Source organism: Pedobacter sp. ASV1-7 (assembly GCF_040203335.1).
Taxonomy (GTDB): domain Bacteria; phylum Bacteroidota; class Bacteroidia; order Sphingobacteriales; family Sphingobacteriaceae; genus Pedobacter.
The window spans coordinates 280301-307158 of sequence record NZ_JBEHBV010000005.1 but is presented as its reverse complement, the minus strand read 5'-3'; the positions used below and the strand labels follow the sequence as shown (position 1 = coordinate 307158).

Annotated in this window: 26 protein-coding genes; 17 read left to right on the top strand and 9 right to left on the bottom strand. The window is 37.7% G+C overall.

What is annotated here, in order from left to right:
- The first annotated feature begins 3 nt into the window (after window positions 1-3).
- Together ABDJ41_RS13820 and ABDJ41_RS13815 are read left to right on the top strand one after the other, a co-directional pair.
- The gene (locus ABDJ41_RS13820) at window positions 4-1368 is read left to right on the top strand and encodes an FGGY-family carbohydrate kinase (protein WP_502930338.1); all 1365 of its coding nucleotides are present in this window, start codon (window positions 4-6) and stop codon (window positions 1366-1368) included.
- An 18-nt stretch (window positions 1369-1386) separates the two neighbouring features.
- The gene (locus ABDJ41_RS13815) at window positions 1387-2418 is read left to right on the top strand and encodes a GntR family transcriptional regulator (protein ID WP_349786638.1); all 1032 of its coding nucleotides are present in this window, start codon (window positions 1387-1389) and stop codon (window positions 2416-2418) included.
- On the opposite strand, the gene ABDJ41_RS13810 is transcribed toward ABDJ41_RS13815, so the two are convergent.
- Window positions 2351-2959, bottom strand: coding sequence for a 5' nucleotidase, NT5C type (locus ABDJ41_RS13810; protein ID WP_349786637.1), 609 nt, complete (start codon window positions 2957-2959; stop codon window positions 2351-2353). The genes ABDJ41_RS13815 and ABDJ41_RS13810 overlap by 68 nt on opposite strands.
- 152 nt (window positions 2960-3111) lie before the next feature.
- On the opposite strand from ABDJ41_RS13810, the gene ABDJ41_RS13805 reads away from it, so the two are divergent.
- Window positions 3112-3861 carry a DeoR/GlpR family DNA-binding transcription regulator gene (locus tag ABDJ41_RS13805; RefSeq protein WP_349786636.1) on the top strand — a complete coding sequence of 250 codons (750 nt, stop codon included), beginning with the start codon at window positions 3112-3114 and terminating at the stop codon, window positions 3859-3861.
- 123 nt (window positions 3862-3984) lie between these two features.
- On the opposite strand, the gene ABDJ41_RS13800 is transcribed toward ABDJ41_RS13805, so the two are convergent.
- Window positions 3985-4680, bottom strand: a complete 696-nt coding sequence (locus ABDJ41_RS13800) for a BT1926 family outer membrane beta-barrel protein (RefSeq protein WP_349786635.1) — start codon at window positions 4678-4680, stop codon at window positions 3985-3987.
- A 142-nt stretch (window positions 4681-4822) separates the two neighbouring features.
- On the bottom strand, window positions 4823-6751 hold the full coding sequence (gene dxs, locus ABDJ41_RS13795) for a 1-deoxy-D-xylulose-5-phosphate synthase (protein ID WP_349786634.1): 1929 nt from the start codon (window positions 6749-6751) through the stop codon (window positions 4823-4825).
- A gap of 93 nt (window positions 6752-6844) precedes the next feature.
- Here dxs and glyA point away from each other — a divergent pair, with 93 nt between their 5' ends.
- On the top strand, window positions 6845-8116 hold the full coding sequence (gene glyA, locus ABDJ41_RS13790) for a serine hydroxymethyltransferase (RefSeq protein WP_349786633.1): 1272 nt from the start codon (window positions 6845-6847) through the stop codon (window positions 8114-8116).
- A gap of 276 nt (window positions 8117-8392) precedes the next feature.
- Here the strand turns inward: glyA and ABDJ41_RS13785 are convergent, their stop codons facing one another.
- From ABDJ41_RS13785 to ABDJ41_RS13760, 6 genes are all read right to left on the bottom strand, one after another.
- Window positions 8393-9088: a ComF family protein gene (locus ABDJ41_RS13785; protein WP_349786632.1), complete on the bottom strand. Its 696-nt coding sequence runs from the start codon at window positions 9086-9088 to the stop codon at window positions 8393-8395.
- A gap of 49 nt (window positions 9089-9137) precedes the next feature.
- Window positions 9138-10187, bottom strand: a complete 1050-nt coding sequence (gene rlmN / locus ABDJ41_RS13780; RefSeq protein WP_349786631.1) for a dual-specificity RNA methyltransferase RlmN — start codon at window positions 10185-10187, stop codon at window positions 9138-9140.
- Between the two features lie 60 nt (window positions 10188-10247).
- Window positions 10248-11324, bottom strand: a complete 1077-nt coding sequence (rluF, locus tag ABDJ41_RS13775) for a 23S rRNA pseudouridine(2604) synthase RluF (protein ID WP_349786630.1) — start codon at window positions 11322-11324, stop codon at window positions 10248-10250.
- Window positions 11325-11484: 160 nt separating this feature from the next.
- Complete coding sequence (locus ABDJ41_RS13770) at window positions 11485-11751, bottom strand: TFIIB-type zinc ribbon-containing protein (RefSeq protein WP_349786629.1); 267 nt, start codon at window positions 11749-11751, stop codon at window positions 11485-11487.
- Window positions 11752-11848: 97 nt separating this feature from the next.
- The gene (locus tag ABDJ41_RS13765; RefSeq protein WP_349786628.1) at window positions 11849-12340 is read right to left on the bottom strand and encodes a DinB family protein; all 492 of its coding nucleotides are present in this window, start codon (window positions 12338-12340) and stop codon (window positions 11849-11851) included.
- 84 nt (window positions 12341-12424) lie between these two features.
- Window positions 12425-13117, bottom strand: a complete 693-nt coding sequence (locus ABDJ41_RS13760) for a helix-turn-helix transcriptional regulator (protein ID WP_349786627.1) — start codon at window positions 13115-13117, stop codon at window positions 12425-12427.
- A 114-nt stretch (window positions 13118-13231) separates the two neighbouring features.
- On the opposite strand from ABDJ41_RS13760, the gene ABDJ41_RS13755 reads away from it, so the two are divergent.
- The 13 genes from ABDJ41_RS13755 to ABDJ41_RS13695 all read left to right on the top strand — a co-directional run bounded on the left by ABDJ41_RS13755 (window position 13232) and on the right by ABDJ41_RS13695 (window position 26855).
- Entirely contained in the window at window positions 13232-14494 is a 1263-nt protein-coding gene (locus ABDJ41_RS13755) for an amidohydrolase family protein (protein WP_349786626.1), read from the top strand.
- 22 nt (window positions 14495-14516) lie between these two features.
- The gene (locus ABDJ41_RS13750) at window positions 14517-15470 is read left to right on the top strand and encodes an NAD(P)H-dependent flavin oxidoreductase (protein ID WP_349786625.1); all 954 of its coding nucleotides are present in this window, start codon (window positions 14517-14519) and stop codon (window positions 15468-15470) included.
- 3 nt (window positions 15471-15473) lie between these two features.
- On the top strand, window positions 15474-15752 hold the full coding sequence (locus tag ABDJ41_RS13745; RefSeq protein ID WP_349786624.1) for an acylphosphatase: 279 nt from the start codon (window positions 15474-15476) through the stop codon (window positions 15750-15752).
- On the top strand, window positions 15753-17234 hold the full coding sequence (locus ABDJ41_RS13740) for a lipopolysaccharide biosynthesis protein (protein WP_349786623.1): 1482 nt from the start codon (window positions 15753-15755) through the stop codon (window positions 17232-17234).
- 70 nt (window positions 17235-17304) lie between these two features.
- Entirely contained in the window at window positions 17305-17736 is a 432-nt protein-coding gene (gene dut / locus ABDJ41_RS13735) for a dUTP diphosphatase (RefSeq protein WP_349786622.1), read from the top strand.
- A gap of 15 nt (window positions 17737-17751) precedes the next feature.
- The gene (locus tag ABDJ41_RS13730; RefSeq protein ID WP_349786621.1) at window positions 17752-18786 is read left to right on the top strand and encodes a tetratricopeptide repeat protein; all 1035 of its coding nucleotides are present in this window, start codon (window positions 17752-17754) and stop codon (window positions 18784-18786) included.
- Window positions 18764-19558: a lipoprotein insertase outer membrane protein LolB1 gene (gene lolB1, locus ABDJ41_RS13725; protein WP_349786620.1), complete on the top strand. Its 795-nt coding sequence runs from the start codon at window positions 18764-18766 to the stop codon at window positions 19556-19558. Before ABDJ41_RS13730 ends, lolB1 begins: the two co-directional genes overlap by 23 nt.
- A 22-nt stretch (window positions 19559-19580) precedes the next feature.
- The gene (locus ABDJ41_RS13720; RefSeq protein WP_349786619.1) at window positions 19581-20876 is read left to right on the top strand and encodes a murein hydrolase activator EnvC family protein; all 1296 of its coding nucleotides are present in this window, start codon (window positions 19581-19583) and stop codon (window positions 20874-20876) included.
- 55 nt (window positions 20877-20931) lie between these two features.
- A complete protein-coding gene (locus ABDJ41_RS13715; RefSeq protein ID WP_349786618.1) occupies window positions 20932-21447 on the top strand; it encodes a Sec-independent protein translocase subunit TatA/TatB in 516 nt (171 codons plus the stop codon).
- 17 nt (window positions 21448-21464) lie between these two features.
- The gene (locus ABDJ41_RS13710; RefSeq protein ID WP_349786617.1) at window positions 21465-21671 is read left to right on the top strand and encodes a Sec-independent protein translocase subunit TatA/TatB; all 207 of its coding nucleotides are present in this window, start codon (window positions 21465-21467) and stop codon (window positions 21669-21671) included.
- Between the two features lie 40 nt (window positions 21672-21711).
- Window positions 21712-23136, top strand: coding sequence for an Asp-tRNA(Asn)/Glu-tRNA(Gln) amidotransferase subunit GatA (gene gatA / locus ABDJ41_RS13705; protein ID WP_349786616.1), 1425 nt, complete (start codon window positions 21712-21714; stop codon window positions 23134-23136).
- Between the two features lie 97 nt (window positions 23137-23233).
- Entirely contained in the window at window positions 23234-24460 is a 1227-nt protein-coding gene (locus ABDJ41_RS13700; protein WP_349786615.1) for a lytic transglycosylase domain-containing protein, read from the top strand.
- 79 nt (window positions 24461-24539) lie between these two features.
- Window positions 24540-26855 (top strand): NADP-dependent malic enzyme, encoded by a 2316-nt coding sequence (locus ABDJ41_RS13695; protein WP_349786614.1) that lies wholly within the window; start codon window positions 24540-24542, stop codon window positions 26853-26855.
- Window positions 26856-26858: the final 3 nt, after the last annotated feature.

Genomic DNA, 26858 nt, shown 5'->3' with positions numbered 1-26858 from the left:
TTAATGGGATTAATGAAGAAACCGATTCCTTTAATCGCTGTGTTTGATGTGGGGAAAACAAATAAGAAACTGTTCCTTTTTGACGAGCAGTATAAGATTGTTTTTGAAAGATCGGCGAGATTTTTGGAAACTGTGGACGAGGATGGTGATCCCTGTGAAAACCTGGAAAGCTTAAGGTTATCTATTTTTGATTCTCTTAGAGAAGTTTTTAAGAATCAGGATTTTGAAATCAAGGCGATAAACTTTGCTACCTATGGGGCAAGTTTTGTCTACATTGATGAGGATGGGAAGCCTTTAGCTCCCTTGTACAATTATCTGAAGGCCTATCCGGAGTCACTTAAAGATCAGTTTTACAATACCTACGGAGGAACGGAAGAATTTTCAAACCGCACTGCATCTCCTGTTTTGGGAAGTCTGAATTCGGGGATGCAGTTGTATCGCATTAAGTATGAAAAGCCGGAATTATATGCGCAGATGAAGTATGCCTTGCATTTGCCTCAGTATTTAAGCTATTTGATTTCAGGAGAGGCTTATTCGGATATTACCAGTATAGGTTGTCATACCAATTTATGGGATTTTACTAAAAATGAATACCATGAATGGGTTAAGAAGGAAGAAGTTATAGAAAAACTGGCGCCTATTGTCGCTTGTGATAAGGTGATTCCTGCGGCCTTCCCAGGTAATAATTATGCCGTTGGACCGGGTTTTCATGACAGTTCGGCTGCGTTGGTTCCTTATCTGGTTAATTTTCACGAACCCTTTATCCTACTTTCTACAGGTACCTGGTGTATTAGTTTGAATCCTTTTAATGATATTCCGCTTACTACCGAAGAGTTGGAAAATGACTGCTTGTCGTACTTACAATACGAAGGGAAACCTGTAAAAGCATCCCGTCTTTTTTCGGGATATGAGCATGAGCAACAAGTGAAACGTATTGCTGCGCACTTTGGTACAGATATCATTGCTTATCGTACTGTGCCCTTTGATGCTCAGTTGATCGAGCAGATACAGCAGATGGATAAAAATAAGTTGTTTGCGGATCGTGATCTGAATGATTATCCAACGGATATTATGGCCTATCATCAATTGATATTTGACCTCGTAAACCAGCAATATATATCGACAAACAGAGTACTTAAAGGTACACAGGTGAAGCGGATATTTGTAGATGGAGGTTTCAGTAAAAATGTGATATTTATGAATTTGCTGGCTGCGGCATTTCCTGATCTGGAGGTTTTTGCTGCTTATATGGCACAAGCTACTGCTGTTGGCGCGGCATTGGCCATCCATAAATCATGGAATACGAAACCACTTCCAAATGATATTATTGAACTAAAATATTATGCTGCTGGTGCTGTTTTAAAGTAATAGTACTATATTAACCTAATGAAGCCGGTGAATTTTTTTGACTATATCCATGTTGATGAATATTCATCGACGCCTAAATATTTACAATTAACCAATTCCATTCTTAGTGCAATAGAATCGGGCAAGATTCTTAAAGATGAACTGCTGCCTTCTATTAATGAGTTGAGTTATGAGTTGGAGATATCGAGAGATACAGCTGAAAAAGGATACAAGTACCTTAAGAAAATAGGAGTTGTAGGATCTGTTCCCGGTAAAGGTTATTATATCATCAGCACAGATTTTAGACGTACACTTAAAATATTTTTACTTTTTAATAAGCTTAGTGCCCATAAAAAGATCATTTATGATGCCTTCATAAAGTCTCTGGGCGATCATGTAGCGGTGGATTTTTACATTTATAACAATGATTTTAACCTCTTTAAAAAGTTAATTTCGAATGCAGGTGAAGATTATTCTCATTATGTGATTATTCCTCATTTTATGGAGGGGCATGACCTGGTGCATGAGGTAATCAATAAAATTCCGAAAGAAAAGCTTGTGATATTGGATAAACTGGTGCCTGGTGTAACAGGTGAATACGCTGCTGTTTATGAAAACTTCGAGAGTGATATTTACAATGCCCTTGAACAGGCCAGGGAGTCTTTAAGTAAATACCATACGATTAAGATGATCATGCCGAAGCGCAGCTATTATCCAGTGGAGATTTTAAAGGGTTTTAACCGCTTTTGTTTGCAATATGCTTTTACTCCTAAAGTAGTAAATCATATCCTCACTGAGGAAATTGCTGCGGGCGAGGTATACATTAATCTGATGGAAGATGATCTCGTTATACTGGTTGAAAGGCTGATTAACCTGAATCTGAAGTTAGGTAAAGACGTAGGTGTAATCTCTTATAATGAAACTCCTTTAAAGAAGATCATATTGAATGGGATTACTACAATTTCTACTGACTTTAAAAAGATGGGAGAGATGGCCGCAAATCTTATTCTGGAAAACTCAAAAGCGCATCAGGAAGTGCCTTTTCATTTAACTTTGCGTGCCTCTCTGTAATCTTCTCCTGTTCTTTTTCCATCAGAGAAAGTACTTCTGACCAATTGTTAGCGCGAATATGATGATTAAAGCTGGCATTGTGACCGGCTGTAAACATAATCGGCGTTCCTTTACAGTAATCGAGATTTTTGCAATGATCATCTATAAGGTAGTCTGTCGCAATAACGCTTTTATCGCCACAGAAGATGATATTTTTCCAGTCGATAAATGGGAAATGTTCTGCAAGCCATTCTCTTTTTTCAAATAGTGACAATGGGAATTCCATTGCTGCGGAAACGATATAAATCTCGTAATCTTCAGCTAATTTCTTTACCGCTTCTATTGCACCTTTCATTACTGGTAATGTTCTGAAAAAGCCCGGTGTAAATACATATTTATGTACTGCGGTTTTGTCTGGAAAGGCATCGGACTCTTTTACATTTAAAAATATTTCAGGTCCTAATCTGACACCATAGTCTTTTTCATACAGATTTAACCAGTGACTTTCTATATCGGCCAATACGCCGTCCATATCTATTCCTATTGTTTTTTTCTTTATCATATTATAATTGTTTTTCATTTACTGCGGCTTTAATTTGCGAATTATTGCAGTTGACGCAGTGCTTATTGTATTTATTTGCAACAAATATACAATTTATTCGCATAATATTGCAATATGTTTTTGTTATATTTGCATTATATTGCAATTAAGCTATGATTAAAGCAGAAAGACAACAACAGATTATTGCCCATATAAACAAAGATCAGAAAGTATTGTTAGGGGATTTAAGTGTTTTGTTGAATGTATCTGAGGATACGGTAAGAAGAGATATAAAGGAATTATCAGATCAGGGCTTGCTTAAAGCTGTTCGGGGTGGCGCTATTTTAAATTCTCCTGTTCCTCTTCATTTTCGTGATCGCGAACATTATGATGTGAGTCATAAGAAGATCATTGCTGAAAAGGCTTTGAGCTTTATTAAAGATGGGCAGGTCATTCTTTTTGACGCGGGGACTTCTGCTCTTGCTGTGGCTAGTCAGATCCCAAGAGAGCGTAGAATTACGGTAATAACGAACAGTTTTCCAATTGCTACTGTGTTGGAAGATCATCCGAATGCAGAGGTGCTTTTTATAGGTGGACGCCTAAATAAAACTACTTTTTCTACATCCGGCCATGAGGTGATTCAAACTTTAAGCACGATACGGCCAGATATTTGTTTTTTAGGGATTTGTAGTATTGATATCAACCTTGGTGTTACGGGGAAGGATTATGAGGATGCACAGGTAAAAAGAAAGATGGTAGAGAATGCCAGACAGGTAATTGCATTATCTACACTAGAAAAGATTGGTACAGCAGAACACTATCATATTTGCAGTATTGATGCTATTGATACGATTATTACTGATGCAGAGCCAGGCCATGAAGACCTGGCTGATTTTACCAAAATAGGAATTACAATTATTTAATTAAAGTCAGAGATACAGCCGGCTTACCAGAATGTCTTATACTAAAGAAGCCTGTTTCAATTTAATGAAACAGGCTTCTTCATTTTATTTCATCCTGAATTCAGGAATCCATTTAATCAATTCTTAGAATACAAAACCAACACGTACAGCAGTGATAATGCTTGAGTCAATACCAAAGTTTTTACCAGCTGATTTGTTAGTAACTGTAGTTGTAGTACCACCAGTTGTAGTAGTTGTAGTTATTTCACCATCTTTAGAAGACATGAAACCAAAACCTGCTTCAGCTCCTAAGTATAAACGTTTAGCGATATAGTAATCAGCACCGATTACACCACGTAATCCGAAACCAAAAGCACCTGGACCTTTTCTTTCGAAGTTCTCACCATCAACATAATTACCACCTAATACGTTTTCACGAGATTCTTTAACAGAAGAGCTTCCGATAAGGAAATCTGCACCTACATAAGGAGATAAACGGTCAGTGCCAGTAAAGTGTTTTTCAATACCTAAGTTGATCGTTAAGTCAGTTTGACTATTTTTATTATATCCTACTTTGTTTTCATTAGGAGAACCAACAGCACCGTAAATGTTATCAGTATTGCTGAAAGTGCTAACGTTAAAACCTGCACGGATAGCTAAATCGCTTTTTACGAAGTAACGGAAACGTAATAGACCTTCATTTAAATCGAATTCAGCATTGTTTAAACCACCTGCTAAACCGAATTCTGTAGTTACATCACCTTTTGCTGGTTTAAAATCCTGAGCTTGTGCTGCTAAACCTAAACAAGCAATGCTTAATGATAGTAATAATTTTTTCATAATTGTGTTAATTGTTAAAAAAGTGTTAATTAATTGTTTTGAAGGGGGCAAAATTACCTTTAATTCAATTAACAATGTCAGATTAATGTCATTACACGATTTTTAATTTCTAACACGTTGATATGCTGTAAGATGAAATTTTTTACGAAGCAATGGTAGAGGTTTTTCTACCTACAGTGATTTTTTTAATAGTTGATATGATAGAATTAGTGTCATACCCACAAAGTGCCCAAAGCTCTGCCTGTTCACCGTGTTCAATAAATTCATCAGGAATTCCTAATCTGATGATCTGACTATTATAGTTGTGGTCTGCCATAAATTCAAGCACAGCACTTCCCATTCCACCCTGTATACAACCATCTTCGACGGTAACTACATATTTATAGCGTTTGAACACGTCATGAAGCATAGCTTCATCAATTGGCTTAACGAAACGCATATCGAAATGTGCAGGATGTATGCCTTCACTATTAAGTTCTTTGCACGCTTCCACAGCAAAATTTCCGACATGACCAATGGTGAGTATGGCTACATCTTCCCCATCAGATATTTTTCTGCCTTTACCTTTTTTAATTTCTTTGAAAGGGCGCTTCCAGTCGGCCATAACTCCATTACCTCTTGGGTAACGTATAGAGAATGGACCAGCATTCTCCAGTTGGGCAGTATACATCAGGTTACGTAGTTCTTCCTCATTCATAGGTGCCGCAACAGTCATATTTGGAATACACCGCATGTAGGCAAGATCGTACGCACCATGGTGTGTAGCGCCATCTGAACCAGCAACTCCAGCCCGGTCTAAACAAAATACTACATTTAGATTCTGTATGGCTACATCATGTATAACCTGATCGTAGGCCCTTTGCATGAAACTGGAATAGATGTTACAAAAAGGAACAAGTCCTTGAGTCGCTAGTCCGGCCGAGAAAGTAACGGCATGTTGTTCTGCAATACCTACGTCGAACGCACGTGCTGGCATAGCTTTCATCATGATGTTCATTGATGAACCAGAAGGCATGGCGGGGGTAATTCCTACTATTTTTGAATTGGCCTCAGCAAGTTCAACCAGGGTATGTCCAAAAACATCCTGGTATTTTGGTGGTTGTGGTTTATCGGATACCGATCTTTTGATTTCTCCGGTAATTTTATCGAACAGACCTGGCGCATGCCATTTGGTCTGGTCTTTTTCGGCCAGTGCAAAGCCTTTACCTTTTAAAGTGACACAGTGTAAAAGTTTAGGACCGGGAATGTCTTTCAAGTCTCTGATAACGTGAACCAGACGCTGTACGTCGTGGCCATCTACAGGACCAAAATATCTGAAATTAAGCGCTTCAAACAAATTGCTTTGCTTAAGTAAAGTGCCTTTAATACTTTTTTCAATTTTCTTAACAAACTTATGCGCATTTGGGCCAAGCTCAGAAAGCTTAATTAACATTTGCGATATGTCTTCTCTGAATCTGTTATAGGATTTGGAAGTAGTGATGTTTGTTAAATATTCCTTAAGTGCACCTACATTAGGGTCAATAGACATGCAGTTGTCATTCAGGATAACCAGCAGATTTGAGTTCTCGATTCCAGCGTGATTTAATCCTTCAAAAGCAAGACCTGCTGTCATGGCACCATCGCCAATTACTGCAACGTGCTGGCGGTCGGTCTCTCCTTTATAATGGGAGGCTACCGCCATACCTAATGCAGCAGAAATAGAGGTGGAAGAATGACCAACCCCAAAGGTGTCGTATTCACTTTCACTTATTTTAGGGAATCCACTGATCCCGTTAATAATACGGTTTGTGTGAAATACAGATTTCCTTCCAGTCAATATTTTATGACCGTAGGCTTGATGACCCACATCCCATACGAGCTTGTCGTAAGGTGTGTTTAATACGTAATGTAAAGCAACCGTTAACTCCACAACACCAAGGCTAGAAGAGAAGTGGCCCCCATTAACACTCACCACATCAATGATATACTGGCGAAGCTCCTGGGCTATTTGCTCTAAGTCTTGTTCTTTATACTGCTTTAAATCAGCAGGATAATTTATGTTGGGTAAAAACGGACCGTTAATATCTTCCATGCAGGCTTTATAGAATAGAAAGTACAAAGTAAGCCATTTTGTTATTAAACTAAGAAGGAAAATCGCTAATTTTACAAAAATATACTTTGATAAATGACTAGAGATACTTTAATTTTTGATTTGATTGACAAAGAATTGGACCGTCAGGAGCATGGTCTTGAACTGATTGCATCGGAAAACTTTGTCAGCAAACAGGTGATGGAAGCGGCAGGCTCATGTTTAACTAATAAATATGCTGAAGGGTTGCCAGGTAAAAGGTACTATGGTGGATGCCAGGTAGTTGATGAGATTGAAAACATCGCTATTGAACGTGCTAAAAAGCTTTTTGGAGCAGAATGGGTAAACGTGCAACCACATTCAGGCGCACAAGCTAATGCGGCAGTAATGCTTGCTGTGATTCAGCCAGGAGATAAGATTCTTGGTTTTGACCTTTCACACGGTGGACACTTAACTCATGGTTCTCCAGTTAATTTTTCAGGGAAATTATATCATCCATTGTTTTATGGAGTGACAAAGGAAGATGGAAGAATAGACTATGCTAAATTAGAAGAAGTAGCTTTAGCGGAAAAACCAAAATTAATCATTGTTGGAGCTTCAGCTTATTCAAGAGAATGGGATTATGCATTTGTACGTAGTGTTGCTGATAAGATTGGTGCATTGGTAATGGCTGATATTTCTCACCCTGCAGGTTTAATTGCTCGTGGTTTATTACAGAACCCACTTCCTCATTGCCATATTGTAACGACTACTACTCATAAGACATTACGTGGCCCTCGTGGTGGTATGATCATGATGGGTAAAGACTTTGAAAATCCATTCGGATTAAAAACTCCTAAAGGCGAAACCAGAATGATGTCATCTGTTTTAGATATGGCTGTTTTCCCTGGTACACAAGGTGGTCCATTGGAGCATATCATTGCAGCTAAAGCAATTGCTTTTGGTGAGGCTTTGAGTGATGAATATTTAACTTATATCAAACAAGTTCAGGTGAATGCTCAGGCAATGGCGAAGGCTTTTGTTGCAAGAGGTTATGGTATTATTTCTGGTGGTACTGATAATCACTTGATGCTGATTGATCTTCGTAACAAGAATATCACTGGTAAACTTGCAGAAAGTGCATTGGAGAAAGCAGATATCACTGTTAATAAAAATATGGTTCCTTTTGATGATAAATCACCATTTGTGACTTCTGGATTCAGAGTAGGTACTGCGGCAATTACGTCAAGAGGTTTCAAAGAGACCGAAATGGAAGAAATTGTTGATTTGATTGATCAGGTTTTGACTAATGCAGAAGACGAAGCTAATTTGGCTGCTGTAAAAGAAAAAGTGATTGCTCTGGTAAGTCGTTTCCCTTTATATAAATAAGCTGTAAGAAGTTATATATTTTAAGCACCTTTTTCTTATAGAAAGGGTGCTTTTTTTATATACTCATTTTTATATAATGATTGCTATTGAAAAGGAATGCTGTTTGGGAAGAAAGCTATTTGTGACGGGCTAGCAGCACAAAATCTTATTAAAAGATAAAGGGCCGATAACTCAGAGATGAGTTTATCGACCCTTAAATTAACGCTCTCACAACAAAGGTGCGAATTATTTTTGAATTACCAAATATGCGGGTAAATATTTTTGTCATATTATTGTTTATTTTGTAAAGGCGATGGTTGCTATACTTAACTTTCCAATGCCCGCTGATAATAAAGTATGCCCACATGCTTCTAAAGTTGCGCCTGTAGTCATCACATCATCTACTAATAAAATATGTTTTCCTTTAATATCGGCATCATTTACAATTGAAAACATCTCCTGCATATTTTCAAAGCGATTATATCTTCTCTTTTTAGTTTGTGTAGCTGATCGTTTTGTGCGTAAGAGGCTATTTGAATCAATCGGAACTTTAAGTATAGAGGCAATGCCTTCTGCTATGCACATGCTTTGATTATAACTTCTTGTATGTAATCTGCTACGGTGAAGTGGGACGGGGATAATAAGATCTATGTTCAGAAATGAAGTATTTATCTGTAGTTTTTCTGCAATCATCTTTCCTAGCTTGATGCCAAGGTCTTTTCTTCCTTTATATTTTAAGTGATGGATAATATTTTGTACGCGGCTGCCTTTGTTAAAATAAAGCAGTGACATGACTGCATTGCATGGCAAACGCCCCCATAGTTGTCGTGCCGCTCTATTTTCTGCATGTAGGTGATGGTCAGTATAGGGTAGACGGTACAAGCATATGGTACACAGTTGTGACTCGTTAAGATATAAATGTGTACCACATCCACAACAAAGGTCGGGAAGTAACAAGCCAATCAGGTCTTCTAAAAAACGTTTTAACAGCATAATGCTGTCAATCTATAGTGTTTTAGTATTACGTTGGTAAAAAAAGAAGTTAGTTTTGTTCTTTAACGGCTAATTGTCCACAGGCAGCATCAATATCTTTACCGCGACTACGTCTGATATTTGTGTTGATTCCCTGACTTTTGAGGTAATTAGAGAAAGCATCGATCTTATCTCCTTCAGCATTGATGAAATCTGCAAATTGAATAGGGTTGTATTCGATAAGATTTACTTTACATGGGATATGTTTGCAAAACCTTGCAAGTTCCATTGCATCTTCAATCTCATCATTGAAATTGTTAAATACAATATACTCGTAAGTCACCGGGTTTTTAGTTTTTGAAAAATAATATTTCAACGACTCGGCAAGGACCTTTAAAGTATTATGCTCATTAATGGGCATAATCTCATTGCGTTTTTTGTCGTTCGCTGCATGTAGTGATAGGGCAAGGTTAAATTTAGCGCCATCATCTGCCAGCTTTTTAATCATTTTTGAAATACCTGCGGTTGATACTGTAATGCGTTTGTAAGACATGTTTAATCCATCAGGAGCAGTAATCCGCTCAATTGATTTCATTACATTGGCATAATTAAGGAGTGGCTCTCCCATGCCCATGTATACGATGTTGGTAAGTGGGGCATTGTAGTTTTTCTTTGCCTGTTGGTCAATTAAGACTACCTGATCATAGATCTCATCGGCATTTAGATTCCTTTTTCGGTCCATATAACCCGTTGCACAGAACTTACAGGTTAAGCTGCAGCCAACTTGCGAACTCACACAGGCTGTCATACGGTCATCCATAGGAATCAGTACACCTTCTACTATATTCCCATCATATAACCTGAAAGCATTTTTGATGGTATGGTCGTTACTGAATTGAGAACTGTTTACTTCTACAACATTGATCGCGTAATTCTCATCGAGTTTATTTCTAAGGTCCTTAGAAAGGTTGCTCATTTCTGCAAAAGAGCGTGCAGACTTTTCCCATAACCACTGGTAAACCTGTTTTGCCCTATAGGCAGGTTCCTTCATTTCAGTAAAGTGCTGTTGAAGCTGGCTAAGGTCTAATGAGCGAATATCGATTTTATGTATTGCAGACATTAAATGCAAAGTTACCAAAAAAAGTAATACCGATTATAATCGCGAGGTAAAGCTAATTGATTATCGTTTTGGACTCCTTACTTTGGCTCCTGGAGTGCCAGACTTCCCTCTGCCAGGTTTAACAGGTCTTTTACTTGGGCCACCAGCTTTAAACCAGTCGTTGGTGCCAGTAGTGGCGCCACGTGATTTATTTGCCGCAGGAGTTTTGCTTCCAAATGATTTTCCTTTTCCTCCAGCAGGGCGGTCTTCCCTTGTAATTGAAGCAGGTGCTTTTTTCACTGGTCTCTTGCCCGAAGCAACTTTTGCCGCTCCTCTTGGGCCTGTAGATCTACCTGGAGTTACATTTTCCATTAAGTCGTCTTCAGCCTGAACTTTAGATTTTTTATTAGTGCGTTTTGGTGCAGAAGAAGCTTCCAGAGCACTTGATTTAGCTATAAGATTATACATTTCAGTTAATTCTTCAGGGCTAAGTTCACGCCATTCGCCCATTGGAATTCCTTTTAGGTTTACATTCATGATACGTACACGCTCTAGTTTCGTAACTTCAAAACCGAAATATTCGCACATTCTTCTGATCTGACGGTTTAAGCCCTGTATCAGTATAATCCTAAATACAAATGTGCTTTCCTGTTTAATCTTGCACTTTTTAGTCATTACCCCCAGTACTGGAACACCTTTGGCCATGCCAGTAAGGAAAGACTCTGTAATGGGTTTATTTACTGTAACAACATATTCTTTTTCGTGGTTATTGCCTGCACGCAGGATTTTATTTACCAAATCCCCATTGTTGGTTAGAAAGATGAGTCCTTGTGAGTCTTTGTCTAAACGTCCGATAGGAAATACACGTTCGCTGTGGTTTACATGGTCTACAATGTTTCCTTTAACACCGGCTTCAGTAGTACTTGTGATGCCTACTGGTTTATTGTATGCAATTAAAATAGAATTGTCTACTTCTTTTGGATCAATGGTTTGACCATTAACTGTAACTATATCGCCGAAAAATACCTTGTCACCTATTTTGGCTTTTTTGCCATTGATAAACACATTTCCTTGCTCTATATATCTGTCAGCAGCTCTTCTAGAACATAAACCGCTTTCACTTATGTATTTATTTAACCGTGTGGTAGAATCAGACATGAATATTAATTTTTACAAAGGAAGTTAAAAATAACCATTCTTTTCATAGACTGGCATCTTTTCTGAAAAAGAAAAGCGCCTGAGGTCTCTGAAAAGAAGGTGATTTTTATGTCAGACAGGGCGCAGAATCAGGCTTGATGAAGCTCAATTCTGCCCTGATTTAGAAATCAAAGAAATCATTCAAAAACGATTTCTTTTTTTTATGCGGATATCTTTTATTGTAGTCATTATCGTATTCTTTGTATTCATACCGCTTATAGTCGTTGTCGTAATTATCTTTTTTGGCGTAATGATTTGCAGATTGCTCGATGATTTTATCCAGCTCCCCACGGTCTAACCATATGCCACGGCAACTTGGACAGTAATCAATTTCAACACCGCTTTTTTCGCTCATCAGTAAAGTCTCATTACAGGAAGGACATTTCATAGTTTCTCGTTATATATTAAGTAATAATTGAATCTCGTAAATAACGTAAAATGGTGTGTAATAATGTACGCGTAACATAAATGATATATAAAAATATTTAGTGCTCATCCGCGCTTGGTCCATAGCTAGCAGGAACAGGGATATTTAAAAGTCTTAGGTAAACACCTAGTTGGGCACGGTGATGCACAATCTGATTTAAAGTCATCCGGATAATATCGGCTTTTGGCTCCGCCGTAAAAATTTGTGCTCCGTCTCTTAGCGTCCAGATTTGATCCAAGACCTCTTCATAATTTTCAGTAAGATGACTACGCCCGTCTGCTAATGATTTTTCGAAGTGAGCAAGTAGCTCTTTGGTTGTTTTTAAATCTTCCGGTTGATACGGGCTTATTGAAAAGTCTAGTTCCTTTGTTGTTAACGTCATTGTGATCCAGGAGGGCAGTTCGGCAATATGAATTCCCAATGTTTTTATGGTCATACTTTTAGGATGTGGCTGCCAGTCGAATTTATCGGTTGGGATTCTCCCCAACATTTTGCGAGTGATTACTGATTCAGCTTCTAATTCTTTCAGGAATGTTTTGATTCTGTTCATGGGTTTGTATTTTAATTTACAATACAAAGAACGAAAGGGTTACTGACAGCCCTATGGCAGTCTGTTTTTTGGTTTATAATTATTTTAATAATCCACAGGTAATAGCTTCATATATTCATTTAAAGCCATATGCGAAGGTTTGCGGAAAGAAATCTCCAGATTCCGAATTTTTGCAATACGGGAAACCCTGAAATCACGGTACTCGTTGCGCAGGTGACACCATGCAATAAGATGCCAGTTATAAGCATAAAATACGAGTCCGATTGCTTCAACTTCGCGTTTGCTGCTTTTATTGTTCATGTCTAGGTAATCCAGTTCAATAATGTTTTTACAAGAAATGGCATTTTGCAAATCAGACAAATGATCGAAGTCATCATTAGGGAAATCGTGGCCCAATTGAAATTTGATGCTTTCATTCAGTAATTCCAGTTTTTCTTTCTGAGAATGCTTGAGGACAGCTTTAACCTTATTTAGTGCTGATGTATAATTGGCGAAAATAGATCTATCCGCAAAGCGGGAGACCAGACGCTCCATAATCAATAAGGCATTTGCTTCATCAGAAGAAAAAGAAACAGGTGGCAAAAAATAACCTTGAATAATATAATAACCTTTTGTCTGTTCAAAACTGATTGGAACACCCTGCTCAAGCAAGGCCTTTATGTCGCGGTAAACCGTTCTTGTGCTAATCTGAAACTGATCTGCTATTTTATCTGCAGATACATATTTCTTTGTTTGTAGTAGAAGGAGTATGCCAAAAAGCCGGTCAATACGATTCATTTAATTTGTAATTGGTTAAAACCTCCTCACAAATTTAGTAGTTTTTTGATCGATTATTTAAGTTTTGTCATCATTGGCAGCTCTGCCTTCTGCCTGATAAAAAAAACACCTTCTTTGAGGAGACCTCAGGCGCCTCTGCTTTTTCAGCAGAAGATGCCAGGCTCCGAAAAGAATGGTTATTTTTTCCTTTATTTGCGTATGGTTACTTATATTTCAGCAACATATATATATACTGTGTCTGGTCCGGTTTTAAAAAACGGAGTGCTTGCAGTTGATGCAAAAGGTGTTATTAAAAAGGTTTATACTGAACAGGAAGCGAAAGATCAAAAAATAGCAGACATTCAACATTATAAAGGGGTACTTGTTCCAGGTTTTATAAATACACACTGCCATCTTGAATTGTCAAACCTTAAGGGGATGATCCCAAAAAGGACTGGCTTGCCAGAGTTTGTAAAGTCTGTAATTAAGCTACGTACATCAGACGAATATGAGTTGAATCTGGAGTTGTTGAAAGCTGATATTGAAATGTACGAGAATGGGATAGTAGCAGTTGGTGATATTTCGAATCAGCTGGTTTCAAGAGCTTTAAAATTGACTTCTCCCGTTCATTATTTAACATTTTTAGAGGTCATGGGATTTAACCCCGCTTCAGCTAAGGATGCTATGAAAAGAGCCAAAGAATTTAAGGATGAATTTGATCCTTTGCCTGTATCCATTGTACCTCATGCGCCATACTCTGTATCGGCCGATTTACTTCATGAACTTAGTGAGTATGCTGAATTGAATGGAGGTCCTATCAGTATCCATAATCAGGAAACGAGAGATGAAAATGCTTTTTTTGAACGTAATGAAGGCGAATTCCCTGGTTTATTTGAGTTTTTAGGGCAGGACATCTCTTTTTATAAACCAACGGGTAAAACATCGCTGCAAAGTTATCTGCCACTTTTATCACCTAAAGTGAAGGTCTTACTTGTTCATAATACCTATACATCAGCAGATGATGTAGCTTATGCAAAAAGTATTCATCCCAATTTGTATTGGTGTTTATGTCCAAATGCGAATTTATATATAGAGAATAAATTGCCTGATGTTAATATGTTGCGTGAGGCTGATTTAAAGATTACAATTGGAACCGATAGCCTTGCTAGTAATAACTGGCTCAATATATTGTGGGAAATAAATCTATTGCAGGAGAAGTTTGGTGTACCTACAGAAGAACTGCTGACCTGGGCAACTCTTAACGGTGCAGAGTTTTTAGGAGTAGAAGAACGCTATGGTAGCTTAGAAGAAGGAAAGCGGCCAGGTATAAATCTGATTGATTTTGAGGAGGTGGATGGTCAGGTGGTTCTGGGGATGTGTGTAAAAAGGTTATTTTAAATTAATAGTATTTAATGTCTTTATGGCGAATAAGATAACAGAACTATTTGGGATAAAGTATCCGATTGTACAAGCGGGGATGGTGTGGTGTAGTGGCTGGAGATTGGCTTCGGCAGTTGCCAATGCAGGTGGTTTGGGAATTATTGGCTCCGGCTCTATGTATCCTGATGTTTTGCGTGAGCATATCCGTAAATGTAAGGCTGCAACCAGCAATCCTTTCGCGGTAAATGTCCCTTTGCTTTATCCGAATATTGATGAAATCATGCAGATTATAGTAGAGGAGGGGGTTCAGATTGTATTTACTTCTGCAGGAAATCCGGCTACATGGACAAGCTTTTTAAAAGATAAAGGGATTATTGTTGTGCATGTCATTGCCAATACAAAATTTGCATTAAAAGCGGAGAGCTGTGGCGTTGATGCCATCGTTGCGGAAGGCTTTGAAGCTGGTGGCCATAATGGAAGGGAGGAAACAACAACTATGTGTCTGATTCCTATGGTGCGCCGTGTGGTTAAAATACCGGTTATAGCTGCCGGCGGTATTGGTAGTGGTTCATCGATGTTGGCTGCTTTTGCTCTGGGAGCTGATGGTGTACAGATTGGCTCTGCTTTCGCTGTTGCTGAGGAATCTTCGGCACATCCACAATTTAAAAACAAGATAATAACCGCAGCTGAAGGAGATACTAAGCTCCGTATGAAAAAGCTTGTGCCTGTACGTTTACTTAGAAATGAGTTCGCAGATATGATTGCGCAGGCTGAATCTGAGGGAGCTGATATAGAGCGATTAACAAAAATATTAGGAAGAGCCCGTGCTAAATTAGGTATGTTTGAAGGTGATATGGAACAGGGAGAGTTGGAAATAGGACAGGTTTCGGCTATGTTAAATGAGATAAAACCAGCTTCTCAGATTTTAAATAGGATTTGGGAAGAATTTTTGTTGGAGAAAGAAAGGTTGTGCAATAGCACAATAAGTGTATAAAAAATGGAAATAAAACATTTAGATATTAAGATTACAGGGAAAGTGCAAGGTGTATCTTTCAGAGCTGTTACTAAGGTGGTTGCCGATCAAATGGGGATTAGAGGCATGATCAGAAATGAGAAAGATGGCAGTGTTTACATAGAAGCGGAGGGTGATGATACATTGCTGGAAGTTTTTATGGATTGGTGTAATGAAGGAACCGACAGGGCTAAAATTGAAAATGTAACTTCTACACCTGGTGTGGTTAAAAATTATAAGGATTTTGAGATTATTAAGAAGTAGATGTCGGCGATAAAGAAATTTCTTGGGCAGACGGCTATATATGGAGTGACGACTGTAATTTCAAGGCTATTTAATTTTATCCTTACACCTTTATTTACAGGTGTATTTCAGCCGGGGATTTATGCAATCTTTACTAAGATGTATGCTTCAGCATCCATGATCAATGCCATTCTTGCTTTTGGTATGGAGAGTACTTTTTTCAGATACTTAAATAAGCATGAGGATAAGAAACAAGAGGTTTACAATAATACTTTTTTCTGTGTAGCTCTTATTGCAACACTCTTTCTGATCTCAGGTCTTGTTTTTTCATCGCACATTGCTGGTTACTTTGCAAGTGGACCTGATGAAATGACTGATTATATAAAGTATGTACACTATTTTGTTTGGTTACTTTTTATAGATGCGATCTGCGTAATTCCATTTGCAAAGGTTAGGGCTGATGAGCGTCCGATGCGATATAGTCTTATTAAATTCCTGAATATTGGCAGCTTTATTGGCTTTAACCTGTTTTTTTTATTTGTGGTTCCGATCATTATTAAAATTGGAGGGTCAATTGGAGAATGGTTTGGTTCATGGTATAGGCCCGAATGGATAGGTTATGTGTTTATTTCGAATCTGATTGCAAGTGTATTGACTTTGATTTTGCTTATTCCTGAAATAGCAAAACTGCAATTTAAGTTTGATAAAGAGCTTTTTGGTAAAATGGTTTCTTATTCATGGCCGGTTTTAGTGGCGAATCTTTCCTTTGTAGTAAATGAAAATCTGGATAAAATGATCATCAATCAATTGGGGGTGTCAGAATATAATCTGGGCGTGTATGGAGCTGTTTGTAAGATTGCAGTGTTTTTGAGTTTGTTTATCACAGCGTTTAGATTAGGTGCTGAGCCGTTCTTTTTTAGCCATGCTAAAAGCACAAATGCCAGGCAGACTTACGCTACGATTCTGAATTACTTTGTTATCGCACTGGCTGTTATTTTTGTAGGTCTGGTAGCTAATATTGATATTCTTAAGCATTTTATTGATAGTGAATATTGGGTAGGACTAAATGCTGTTCCCTTTTTACTTCTGGGCTATGTTTTTCTGGGTATTTATGTCAATCTATCTATCTGGTATAAATTGTCAGATCAAACCAAATTTGGATTATATATATCTGTAATTGGCGCAATTACTACTATTGTTTTAAACATTTTGCTAGTGCCGAAATATGGCTACATGGGTTCTGCATGGGTATCTATGCTTGCCTATTTTGTAATGATGCTAATTTCTTATGTTTTGGGACAAAAGCATTATCCTATACCCTATAATCTGACGAGAATGCTTAGTTATCTGTTGGTTTCGACAGTGTTGGTCGTACTTTCTTTTTGGGTATTTAACAGGAATATTTATATTGGTAATGCTCTGCTATTGACCTTTTTGATAGGTGTGATTTATTTTGAAAAAGATGAGCTGAAGCTTATTTTGGGAAAAACAAAGAGCAAGTAAAAAGTAATAATTTTTAGTTGAATATTGTGTTTTAATAATACGGTAAGAAAACATTAAATATAATATATAAATGAATATAAACATTATCAATAAATCGACCCACGCTTTACCTCAATATGAAACTGCCCATGCTGCAGGAATGGATTTACGTGCTTTTATAGAAACTGAGATTACGATTAAACCTTTGCAACGGACACTAGTTCCAACGGGTTTATACATTGAGCTTCCAATTGGCTTTGAAGCACAGATCAGACCTCGTAGTGGTTTGGCTTATAAACATGGTATCAGTATTGTAAATTCACCAGGTACCATAGATGCAGATTACCGTGGAGAGCTTAAGGTGCTTTTGGTTAATTTATCGGAGACTGATTTTGTTATAAGTAATGGCGATAGGATTGCCCAAATGGTAATTGCGAAACATGAAACTGTCGAATGGAATGCTGTTGAAGAGTTAAATGATACTGCTCGTGGCGCTGGTGGCTATGGCCATACAGGTAAATGATAAGTTGTTTTGAATATGAAATGTAAGGTGTTTTTAATGGTTTTGCTGGGGTATGTTCCAGTTATGTTTGCTCAGAAGCCTGTAGGATATGTTGTAGATACAACCTTAATAAAAACACTTTATTTTGCTGGCCTACGTGACAAATTAAACGAAGATTACAGCAAAGCGAATGAGGTATTCAATAAAATACTACAACTGGATGATAAAAATGCAGCAGTTTACTATGAAATTGCAGTAGTAAATTACAGACAGAATAATTTGATCGAAGCTGAGATGGCAATTAAAAAAGCGACTGCCTTGGATGCCAATAATAGCTGGTATTGGATGTTGATGGCAGAGCTTTACAAGCGAAAAGGAGATATGAATGCGATGACGAGTTCTTTGGATCAGTTAATCAGATTGTCTCCGGATAGAGTTGAATATTACTTCGATCGTTCAAACGCCTATTTACTTGCTGGTAGAGTTGCTGAGGCCATGAAGGGTTATGATGAACTAGAGAAGAAGTTTGGGCAATCTGAAGACCTGTCGAGGGCCAGGAGACGAGTAACTTCTGGGATGAAACCAGGTGAGGAAAGCAAACCTGCAGAACCTACTGTTGATGATCAAAATATTTTGCTTGCAGAGAACTTATATAAAAAGGGTGATTTGCAAGGTGCCCTGGTATTGTTTAAAAAAGTTCTGGAAACGGATGATCAACCTTATAGAGCCTGGGAGCAAGCTTTAAATATACAGCTGCTTTTGAAGCAATATAAAGATGTAATCAAAACTGCTGATGCAGCGCTTTCAATATATCCGAACCAGGCTATTTTATATTATTTTATGGCATTGGCTCAGCATAAAGACCATCAGGATGTAACAGCTTTAACGACGGTTAAATCTGCTCTGCAACTGGATCCTGAGAATGGGGTATATCTGGAGTTATATGGAGACTTATTGTTTTTAACAGGGGATAAGGCAGCTGCATTAATGCATTGGAGAAAGGCAAAGGCCTCGGGTAACGGTTCAGAAAAACTAAATAGAAAGATCAATGAAGGGAAATATTTGGAATAGTTTATTGCTGGCGGGTGTACTTTCAACTACTTTGCTGGCTTGTAAAACAAGGAAATTGGCTGGTACAGTTAAACCACCTGCTACTGTCACTGAATTGAGTAGTAGAAAAGCAGAGAATATTAATCTTTTAAAATCTAAAGATTTTGTTTTTAATACTTTGGCGATAAAGACCAAAGCTAAGATTGATATTGATGGGAGTAAAAATAATGCAACTATGAATATCAGGATGGAGAAAGGCAAACGGATTTGGGTTAGCATTACTGCATTGGCGGGTATTGAAATTGCAAGAGCTTTAATTACACCAGATAGTGTTAAAGTGCGAAATAATTTCCAATCCGTATATTTAAAAAAGCCTTTCAGTTATTTACATCGTTATGCTAATAAGCAATTAAGTTTTGACTGGCTGGAATCTATTTTATCAGGTAATACCATTGCCGATTTTGTGAATGAAAAGGCTACGATTAATGTGAATAATGGATTGTGGGTGTTAGAAGGAGAGAAAGAGGCACTTGCATTTAAGGTGTTTTTTGATTCACTTTTAAAGGTGAGTGAAAATAATATCAATGACATAAATGTTGGGCAGGCTTTAAAGGTTGTTTACGTAGGGGCTTACCATGATATTGATGGGGCTTTATTACCAAAAGGAGCAATAATAAGTTCCAGGGTTGGGGATAAAAATGTAGATATTGAACTTGAGTATTCTAGTATTGAGCGCAATGTTACTCTTGAATTTCCGTTTACTGTTCCAGGGAGGTATGAAGTTTTACACTAAATTTTTTCATACTTTTGAGCCAATGAAGTTAAGTAAATTTCTTTTCCTGCTATTATTTGTACTATCTGCGTCTGTTACATTTGCTCAAAGTAGTACCGAATTAAAAAGAAAAAAAGAGGCCATACAAAGAGAAATCGAATTGTTGCAGCGAAACCTTAACAAAACTGCAAACAATAAGAAATTGACTCTAGGTCAGATCAATGCATTAAACAAGAAGATTAGTTTAATGCAGGACAAGATTACGGTGATCAACTCCGAAATTAAGAATCTTGATAATCAGATCCATGAAAATACCAATACGGTCATTAATCTGAAAGGGCAGCTTGGCCAATTGAAGAAAGAATATGGTGCAATGATCAGGTTCGCTCAGCGCAATAAAAACGCATATGATAAGATGATGTTTATCTTTGCAGCAAAGGATTTTAATCAGGCTTATAAGAGGATTAAGTATTTGCAGCAGTTTGGCCAATATCGTAAAAAGCAGGCGAGTTATATTCAGGGGACCCAAAAAGAGCTGAATTATAAGATTGTTATTTTAGATAAAAACCTGAAAGAGAAGAGTAATCTTTTGCATGAACAGGAAAATGAAAAAGATAAGCTCGGTAAAAATAAAAACCAGCAATCTGCGGTTTTGAATAAATATAGTAAACAGGAAAAGAAATTCCGTCAGGACATTGCCAGCAGAAAGAAACAACAGGCGCAGTTAGATAGAAGTATCAGGGCTGCTATTGTTCGTGAGATTGAGCTAGAACGTAAGCGTGCTGAAGCTGCAGCTAAAGCAGCAGCTGCTAAAGCCGCCGCCGCCGCTGCGGCAAAGGCAAAAGCTGAAAACAGACCTGCACCTGCTACACCAGCGGCTGTTGCTAAACCAAAAGCGAATAGCAGTGGTTATCTGGCTGCAACACCGGAAGCGGCGAAGTTATCTGCCGCCTTTGAAAGCAATCGTGGTTCTTTACCCTGGCCTGTAACAGCCGGATCTATTACCGAAAGTTTTGGGAAGCATAAAGAAGGACAGGCTAGTTACAATAATGCAGGTGTTACAATTCAGACTGCAGAAGGCGCTGGTGTAAGGGCCGTATTTAATGGCAAGGTGAGTAAAGTAGGTAATGCATTAGGCAGATATTATGTGTTGATTAAACATGGACAATTCTTTACAGTTTACCAAAATCTGAGGTCTGTTAGTGTTAGTGCAGGTGATGACGTGAGCACAAAGCAAAATATTGGTACTGTGGCTTCTTCGGGAGATATTCCGGAATTACAGTTCCAGATTTACAGAGGAGCAGTCGCGCAAAATCCTGCCGCATGGATAGCCAAATAAACTTTTGCAATTAATTGTTTATATTTGTTTTATAGAAGTTAAAATAAAGATTGAAATGTATACAGGCACGTTAGTGGAGTTTTTGAATATGGGTGGAGGTGAGATAATGCTCATCTTGGTCGTAGTACTTTTGTTATTTGGAGGTAAAAAATTGCCAGAATTAGCTCGTGGACTTGGAAAAGGGTTAAGAGATTTTAAAGATGCATCGGAAGGTGTTAAGCGTGAAATCCATAGAAATATTAATGCTGCCGGTATTACAGATGAGATTAATGAGTTTAAGTCTACTTTCAATGCTGATGATACTGGTAACAGGCCACATAATTATGATTATAAACCTGGGGAAGATATGTACAGCAGCGATAGTTATGACAGTAATCCTGGATATAATGATGAAACTGCTCATTACAATAGTACGTTAGATAGTGATACTGATCATTCAGTGGATACTGAAAGTACTACAAATGAAAATGTAGAAAGTAATACGGATGGCATTGAATCTGCAGATGACGCTGAAAACGCGGAACATGCTGCACATGGTAAACACACAAAAATAGAAACAGATAAAAACTAAACTTTAATTAAAATATCATGTTTGACACAACAATATTAGCTTTTGGACTAGGAGGCGGAGAGATCGCAGTTATAGTAGTGATTGTTTTGCTACTTTTTGGAGGTAAAAAAATCCCTGAATTGATGCGTGGTCTAGGTAAAGGTATCAAAGAATTTAAAGACGGTAAAGATGGTGCTGATGATGCTGTTGAGCAGAATCAAAGCAACACCAATAAACCACTATAGGTTTAGAAAACCGATTTTTTAATTTAATGAATTCTTGATTTTGAAGAAGTATACCTCCTTACAAGAGATACAAACTCTTATTGGGCAAAAAAAGCTTAGTTTGCCAGAGTTATTAGATCATTATTTCAAGCAAATAGAAAAACATAAACACCTCAATGCGTTTAATGAGGTGTTTTTTTATTCTGCAGATCTTCAGGCTAAACGGGTACAGGAAAAGATAGAGGCTGGAAATGCGGGTAGGCTGGCAGGAATGGTAATCGGAATAAAAGATAACATCTGTTATAGGGATCATCAGGTTACAGCTTCCTCTAAAATGCTGGAAGGTTTTGTTTCTCCATATTCTGCTACTGTTATTGAACGTTTAATTAGCGAAGATGCTGTCATCATTGGCAGGTTGAATTGTGACGAGTTTGCAATGGGAGGCTCTAATGAAACTTCATATTACGGTCCGGTAAAAAACGCAGCTGACAGTGATAAAGTTGCTGGCGGATCATCAGGTGGTTCTGCGGTTGCTGTACAAGCCGATCTGTGTTTGTCTGCACTTGGAACGGATACGGGCGGTTCTGTAAGACAGCCGGCAGCTTTTTGCGGTTGTATTGGCTTAAAGCCTACTTATGGCAGAATTTCCAGATATGGCGTAATTGCATATGCCTCTTCTTTTGATCAGGTTGGTACGATTACCTCGTCGGTAACAGATGCTGCTATCTTATTGGAAGTTTTGGCTGGAGCGGATGAGCATGACAGTACTGTTTCTAAACGTAGTGTTCCTGATTATTTAAGTAAACTTAATGAAGTTACACCTAAAAAGATTGCTGTTTTAAAGGAGACTTTAGAAAGTGATGCACTTGATGCTGATATTAAGAAAGCTATATTAACATCTATTGAAGCGTTTAAAGCACAGGGGCATACGGTAACGTATGTTTCTTTTGATATGTTAGATTATCTTGTGCCTGCTTATTATGTATTAACTACAGCAGAAGCTTCTTCTAATTTATCACGATATGATGGTGTACATTATGGTCACCGTAATCTGGAAGCTACAAGTTTAAACGAACTTTATAAACAATCCAGAGCCGAAGGTTTTGGGGAAGAAGTGAAGCGGCGTATTCTATTGGGTACTTTTGTTTTGAGCGCGGGTTATTATGATGCTTATTATCAGAAAGCACAGCAGGTAAGAAGACTGATCAGGGAAAAGATGGAGGAATTACTTGGTGATTTCGATATTATAATTAGCCCGGTTACGCCTACTCCAGCATTTAATATAGGCGAGAATATTGAAGACCCTTTAGTGATGTACCTTGCAGATATATATACAGTATTAGCTTCATTGACAGGAATTCCAGCAATAGCTATTCCTTTGGGCAATAATCCTAAGGGTTTGCCGTTAAGTATACAATTAATGGCCAGACATTTTGGAGAGCAGGAGCTTTTGTCATTGTCTCAGGCTTTTTTAAGAACTAAATAATCTTGACAGTTTAACAAACCAGGCAACTAAACCACCACCTCTTTTTGATACTGCCTGAAATAGATTTTATTAACCGATAAAAAGGAATAATACGCCTATGAAGAACATAGTACGCTTAGTATCCGCTTGCTTTTTAGCTGTAACAGGTTTTGCTGCAGTAGCACAAAAAAAAACACAACTGGAATTAACTGATACTACTAGCGTTCCCATTGTGTATGAGGGCCCTACTTTTTATAATCATAATTATGTTTATAAGGCAAGACTCGATTCTATTCAGAAGATGGTACCTCTTAATTATAATGAATATGTACAGAATTACATAGACATTTATGCTGGTAGAAAAGATATGATGGGAAAGATGCTCGGTCTTTCCAGTTACTATTTCCCTATTTTTGAAAAAGCACTTAAGAGCTATAATATTCCTGAAGAGATTAAATATCTTCCAATTATTGAGTCTTCAATGAATCCTCATGCCGTATCTAGAGTTGGAGCCACAGGTTTATGGCAGTTTATGTTTGCTACGGCAAAGGATTATGGCCTGAATATGGACAACTTTGTTGATGAGCGTAAAGATCCTATTCAAGCAAGTCATGCTGCAGCAGCTTATTTTAGAGATGCTTACGAGGAATTGGGGGATTGGTTGTTAGCTATTGCTGCTTATAATTGTGGTAAAGGGAATGTGAACCGTGCAATTGCAAAAGCAGGTTCCCGAGATTTTTGGGAGATCAGACGATTTTTACCTATGGAAACCCGTAATTATGTGCCCGCTTTTATTGCCGCGGTATATGTTATGAATTGCCCGTCTAATCATCAGATCAAATCACAAAAATCATCTTTTATAAGAAATACAGATATCATTCAGGTTAATCGATTTGTGTCTTTAGCCTCGTTAGCTGAAGCGCTTAATATTGACTTGGAAGAGTTGTCAGCTTTAAACCCTTCTTACAAGAAAAAGATTGTAAATGGTACTCAGGAATTGCCAAAGCGTGTGATTTTGCCTAAGGTAAGTCTGACTAGTTTTGCAAGCGTGTATCACTTGTTGAATGAAGAAGAAGAAATTGACGTGAATAAGAATGTTGTTCTGGCATCTAATGACAGGAGTGTGAAGTCTAAGTCTGGTTCTCTTTCCAGCAAAGCTGCGGTTGTATATCATAAAGTTACATCTGGACAGAACTTAAGCATTATAGCTGATAAATATAATGTTGAAGTACAAGACTTAAAAGTATGGAATGGCTTGAAAAGCAGTGGAATTGTTCCAGGTCAGAAGTTGAAGGTTTATCGTAAAACAGCCGGAAAAAGTGTTCCTAGATCTAACAGAAGTTAATATTTTATAAGTGTGCCTTTTTGTATATGGCTTATCAAAAGAATTGTAACTTTGGGCCGTTTACATATAAGATCATTTTATGAGTAAGATTAATAGGAAGCAGGACGCGTTGGATTACCACTCGCAAGGAAGACCAGGAAAGATTGAAGTTATACCAACTAAACCAACAAACTCTCAAAGAGATCTGGCACTTGCCTACTCACCAGGTGTCGCTGAACCTTGTTTAAAGATAGCCGAAAACATAGAAGATGTTTATAAATATACAGCCAAGGGTAACCTAGTAGCTGTTATTAGTAATGGTACTGCTGTTTTAGGACTAGGTAATATTGGTCCTGAAGCAGGGAAGCCAGTTATGGAGGGGAAGGGATTATTGTTTAAGATATTTGCAGATATTGATGTTTTTGATCTTGAACTGGATGTTACAAACGTTGATGACTTTGTTAAAATAGTAAAAGCATTAGAACCTACTTTTGGTGGGGTGAATTTAGAAGATATTAAAGCACCTGAGTGTTTTGAAATTGAACGTCGTTTAAAGGAAGAAATGAAAATTCCTGTAATGCATGATGATCAACATGGTACAGCCATTATTTCTGCAGCGGCATTGATTAATGCTTGTGAATTGCAGAAAAAGAAAATGGATAAAATTAAGATTGTTGTTAACGGTGCAGGTGCCGCAGCAATCTCTTGCTCACGTCTTTACGTTTCTTTAGGTGCAAAGAAGGAAAATATTGTAATGTGCGACCGTTCTGGTGTAATTAGAGATAATAGGGAAAACCTTGATTCGATAAAGGCAGAGTTTGCTACTTCAAGAAACTTGAATACATTGGAAGAAGCGATGAAAGATTCAGATGTGTTTATTGGTTTGTCGTCTGCTGACTGTGTAACTGAAAACATGTTAAACTCAATGGCGAAAAATCCTATTGTGTTTGCTATGGCAAATCCTAATCCTGAAATCGCTTACGAATTAGCAATAAAATCACGCAAAGATATTATTATGGCTACTGGCCGCTCTGATTATCCTAATCAGGTAAATAACGTATTGGGTTTCCCTTATATTTTTAGAGGAGCCCTTGACGTTCGTGCTACTGCGATTAATGAGGAAATGAAAATTGCTGCAGTGAGAGCTATTGCCGAGTTGGCAAAGAAATCAGTTCCTGAGGCTGTAAATATGGCCTACAATGAGAAGAATATCAAATTTGGCAAGGAATATATTATTCCTAAACCTATGGATATAAGGTTAATGACAAATGTGTCGACCGCTGTTGCAAAAGCAGCAATTGAATCTGGTGTTGCACGTAAGGTTATTACTGATTGGGATGCTTATATAGAGGAATTGAAGCTTAGATTGGGTATGGATGATGCCATTATGCGTGCGATCACGAATAAGGCTAAATCTGATCCAAAGCGTGTTGTTTTTGCAGAAGCTGATAATTATAAGATTTTAAAAGCAGCTCAGATTGTTAAAGATGAGAATATCGCTATTCCAATTTTATTGGGGAACAAGGAAACTATTGAACGTATTATTAGTGAAAGTGCGCTGGACTTAGAGGGGGTAACTATTATAGATCCGTTTAAGGAAACTGAGCAGATGCAGAAATATGGTCAATATTTATACGAAAAAAGACAACGTAGAGGTCTGACCTTATTTGAGGCGACTAAACAAATGCGTGATAGAAACTATTTTGGAGCTGCTATGGTAGAGTTTGGTGAAGCTGATGCTTTGATTTCTGGGCTAACCAGGAACTATGTATCGACCATTAAACCCGCTTTGCATGTAATAGGCACTGCTCCTGATGTGAACCGTGTTGCTGGAATGTACATGATGATGACCAAGAAAGGGCCAGTGTTTTTTGGTGATACAACAGTTAATGTTGATCCTACTGCAGAGGAACTGGTTGATTTAACTTTGTTAATGGAGCGTGCTGTTAGTAAGTTTAACATTAAACCTCGTATTGCGTTGCTGTCTTATTCTAATTTTGGCTCAAACGAAGGGGATGTACCTGAAAAAGTAAGAAAAGCAGTTAAAATATTACATGAGCAGTACCCTGAAATTGTAGTTGATGGTGAAATGCAAGGTAATTTTGCAATGAATAACGAGTTGTTGAAAGGAAATTTCCCTTTCAGCAAATTGGTTGATGGCCCTGCAAATACTTTGATATTCCCTAATCTGGAATCGGGTAACATAGCTTATAAATTATTGCAGGAACTAGGTGAAACCGAAGCAATCGGTCCAATTTTGCTAGGTTTAAATAAGCCTGTTCATATTGTTCAACTTGGAAGTTCAGTGAGAGAGATTGTAAATATGGTTACCTTAGCGGTTTTAGATGTTCAAGGTAAAGAGCAGGAAGTAAGCGCAAAAAAAAGCGGTTTATTAAAAAGAATAGCTAAAAAATAAATA

Coding starts and splice junctions, on each gene's coding strand:
- ABDJ41_RS13820 (WP_502930338.1), top strand. CDS start 4: ATGGGATTAATGAAGAAACCGATTCCTTTAATCGCTGTGTTTGATGTG.
- ABDJ41_RS13815 (WP_349786638.1), top strand. CDS start 1,387: ATGAAGCCGGTGAATTTTTTTGACTATATCCATGTTGATGAATATTCA.
- ABDJ41_RS13810 (WP_349786637.1), bottom strand. CDS start 2,959: ATGATAAAGAAAAAAACAATAGGAATAGATATGGACGGCGTATTGGCC.
- ABDJ41_RS13805 (WP_349786636.1), top strand. CDS start 3,112: ATGATTAAAGCAGAAAGACAACAACAGATTATTGCCCATATAAACAAA.
- ABDJ41_RS13800 (WP_349786635.1), bottom strand. CDS start 4,680: ATGAAAAAATTATTACTATCATTAAGCATTGCTTGTTTAGGTTTAGCA.
- dxs (WP_349786634.1), bottom strand. CDS start 6,751: ATGGAAGATATTAACGGTCCGTTTTTACCCAACATAAATTATCCTGCT.
- glyA (WP_349786633.1), top strand. CDS start 6,845: ATGACTAGAGATACTTTAATTTTTGATTTGATTGACAAAGAATTGGAC.
- ABDJ41_RS13785 (WP_349786632.1), bottom strand. CDS start 9,088: ATGCTGTTAAAACGTTTTTTAGAAGACCTGATTGGCTTGTTACTTCCC.
- rlmN (WP_349786631.1), bottom strand. CDS start 10,187: ATGTCTGCAATACATAAAATCGATATTCGCTCATTAGACCTTAGCCAG.
- rluF (WP_349786630.1), bottom strand. CDS start 11,324: ATGTCTGATTCTACCACACGGTTAAATAAATACATAAGTGAAAGCGGT.
- ABDJ41_RS13770 (WP_349786629.1), bottom strand. CDS start 11,751: ATGAAATGTCCTTCCTGTAATGAGACTTTACTGATGAGCGAAAAAAGC.
- ABDJ41_RS13765 (WP_349786628.1), bottom strand. CDS start 12,340: ATGAACAGAATCAAAACATTCCTGAAAGAATTAGAAGCTGAATCAGTA.
- ABDJ41_RS13760 (WP_349786627.1), bottom strand. CDS start 13,117: ATGAATCGTATTGACCGGCTTTTTGGCATACTCCTTCTACTACAAACA.
- ABDJ41_RS13750 (WP_349786625.1), top strand. CDS start 14,517: ATGGCGAATAAGATAACAGAACTATTTGGGATAAAGTATCCGATTGTA.
- ABDJ41_RS13745 (WP_349786624.1), top strand. CDS start 15,474: ATGGAAATAAAACATTTAGATATTAAGATTACAGGGAAAGTGCAAGGT.
- ABDJ41_RS13740 (WP_349786623.1), top strand. CDS start 15,753: ATGTCGGCGATAAAGAAATTTCTTGGGCAGACGGCTATATATGGAGTG.
- dut (WP_349786622.1), top strand. CDS start 17,305: ATGAATATAAACATTATCAATAAATCGACCCACGCTTTACCTCAATAT.
- ABDJ41_RS13730 (WP_349786621.1), top strand. CDS start 17,752: ATGAAATGTAAGGTGTTTTTAATGGTTTTGCTGGGGTATGTTCCAGTT.
- lolB1 (WP_349786620.1), top strand. CDS start 18,764: ATGAAGGGAAATATTTGGAATAGTTTATTGCTGGCGGGTGTACTTTCA.
- ABDJ41_RS13720 (WP_349786619.1), top strand. CDS start 19,581: ATGAAGTTAAGTAAATTTCTTTTCCTGCTATTATTTGTACTATCTGCG.
- ABDJ41_RS13715 (WP_349786618.1), top strand. CDS start 20,932: ATGTATACAGGCACGTTAGTGGAGTTTTTGAATATGGGTGGAGGTGAG.
- ABDJ41_RS13710 (WP_349786617.1), top strand. CDS start 21,465: ATGTTTGACACAACAATATTAGCTTTTGGACTAGGAGGCGGAGAGATC.
- ABDJ41_RS13700 (WP_349786615.1), top strand. CDS start 23,234: ATGAAGAACATAGTACGCTTAGTATCCGCTTGCTTTTTAGCTGTAACA.
- ABDJ41_RS13695 (WP_349786614.1), top strand. CDS start 24,540: ATGAGTAAGATTAATAGGAAGCAGGACGCGTTGGATTACCACTCGCAA.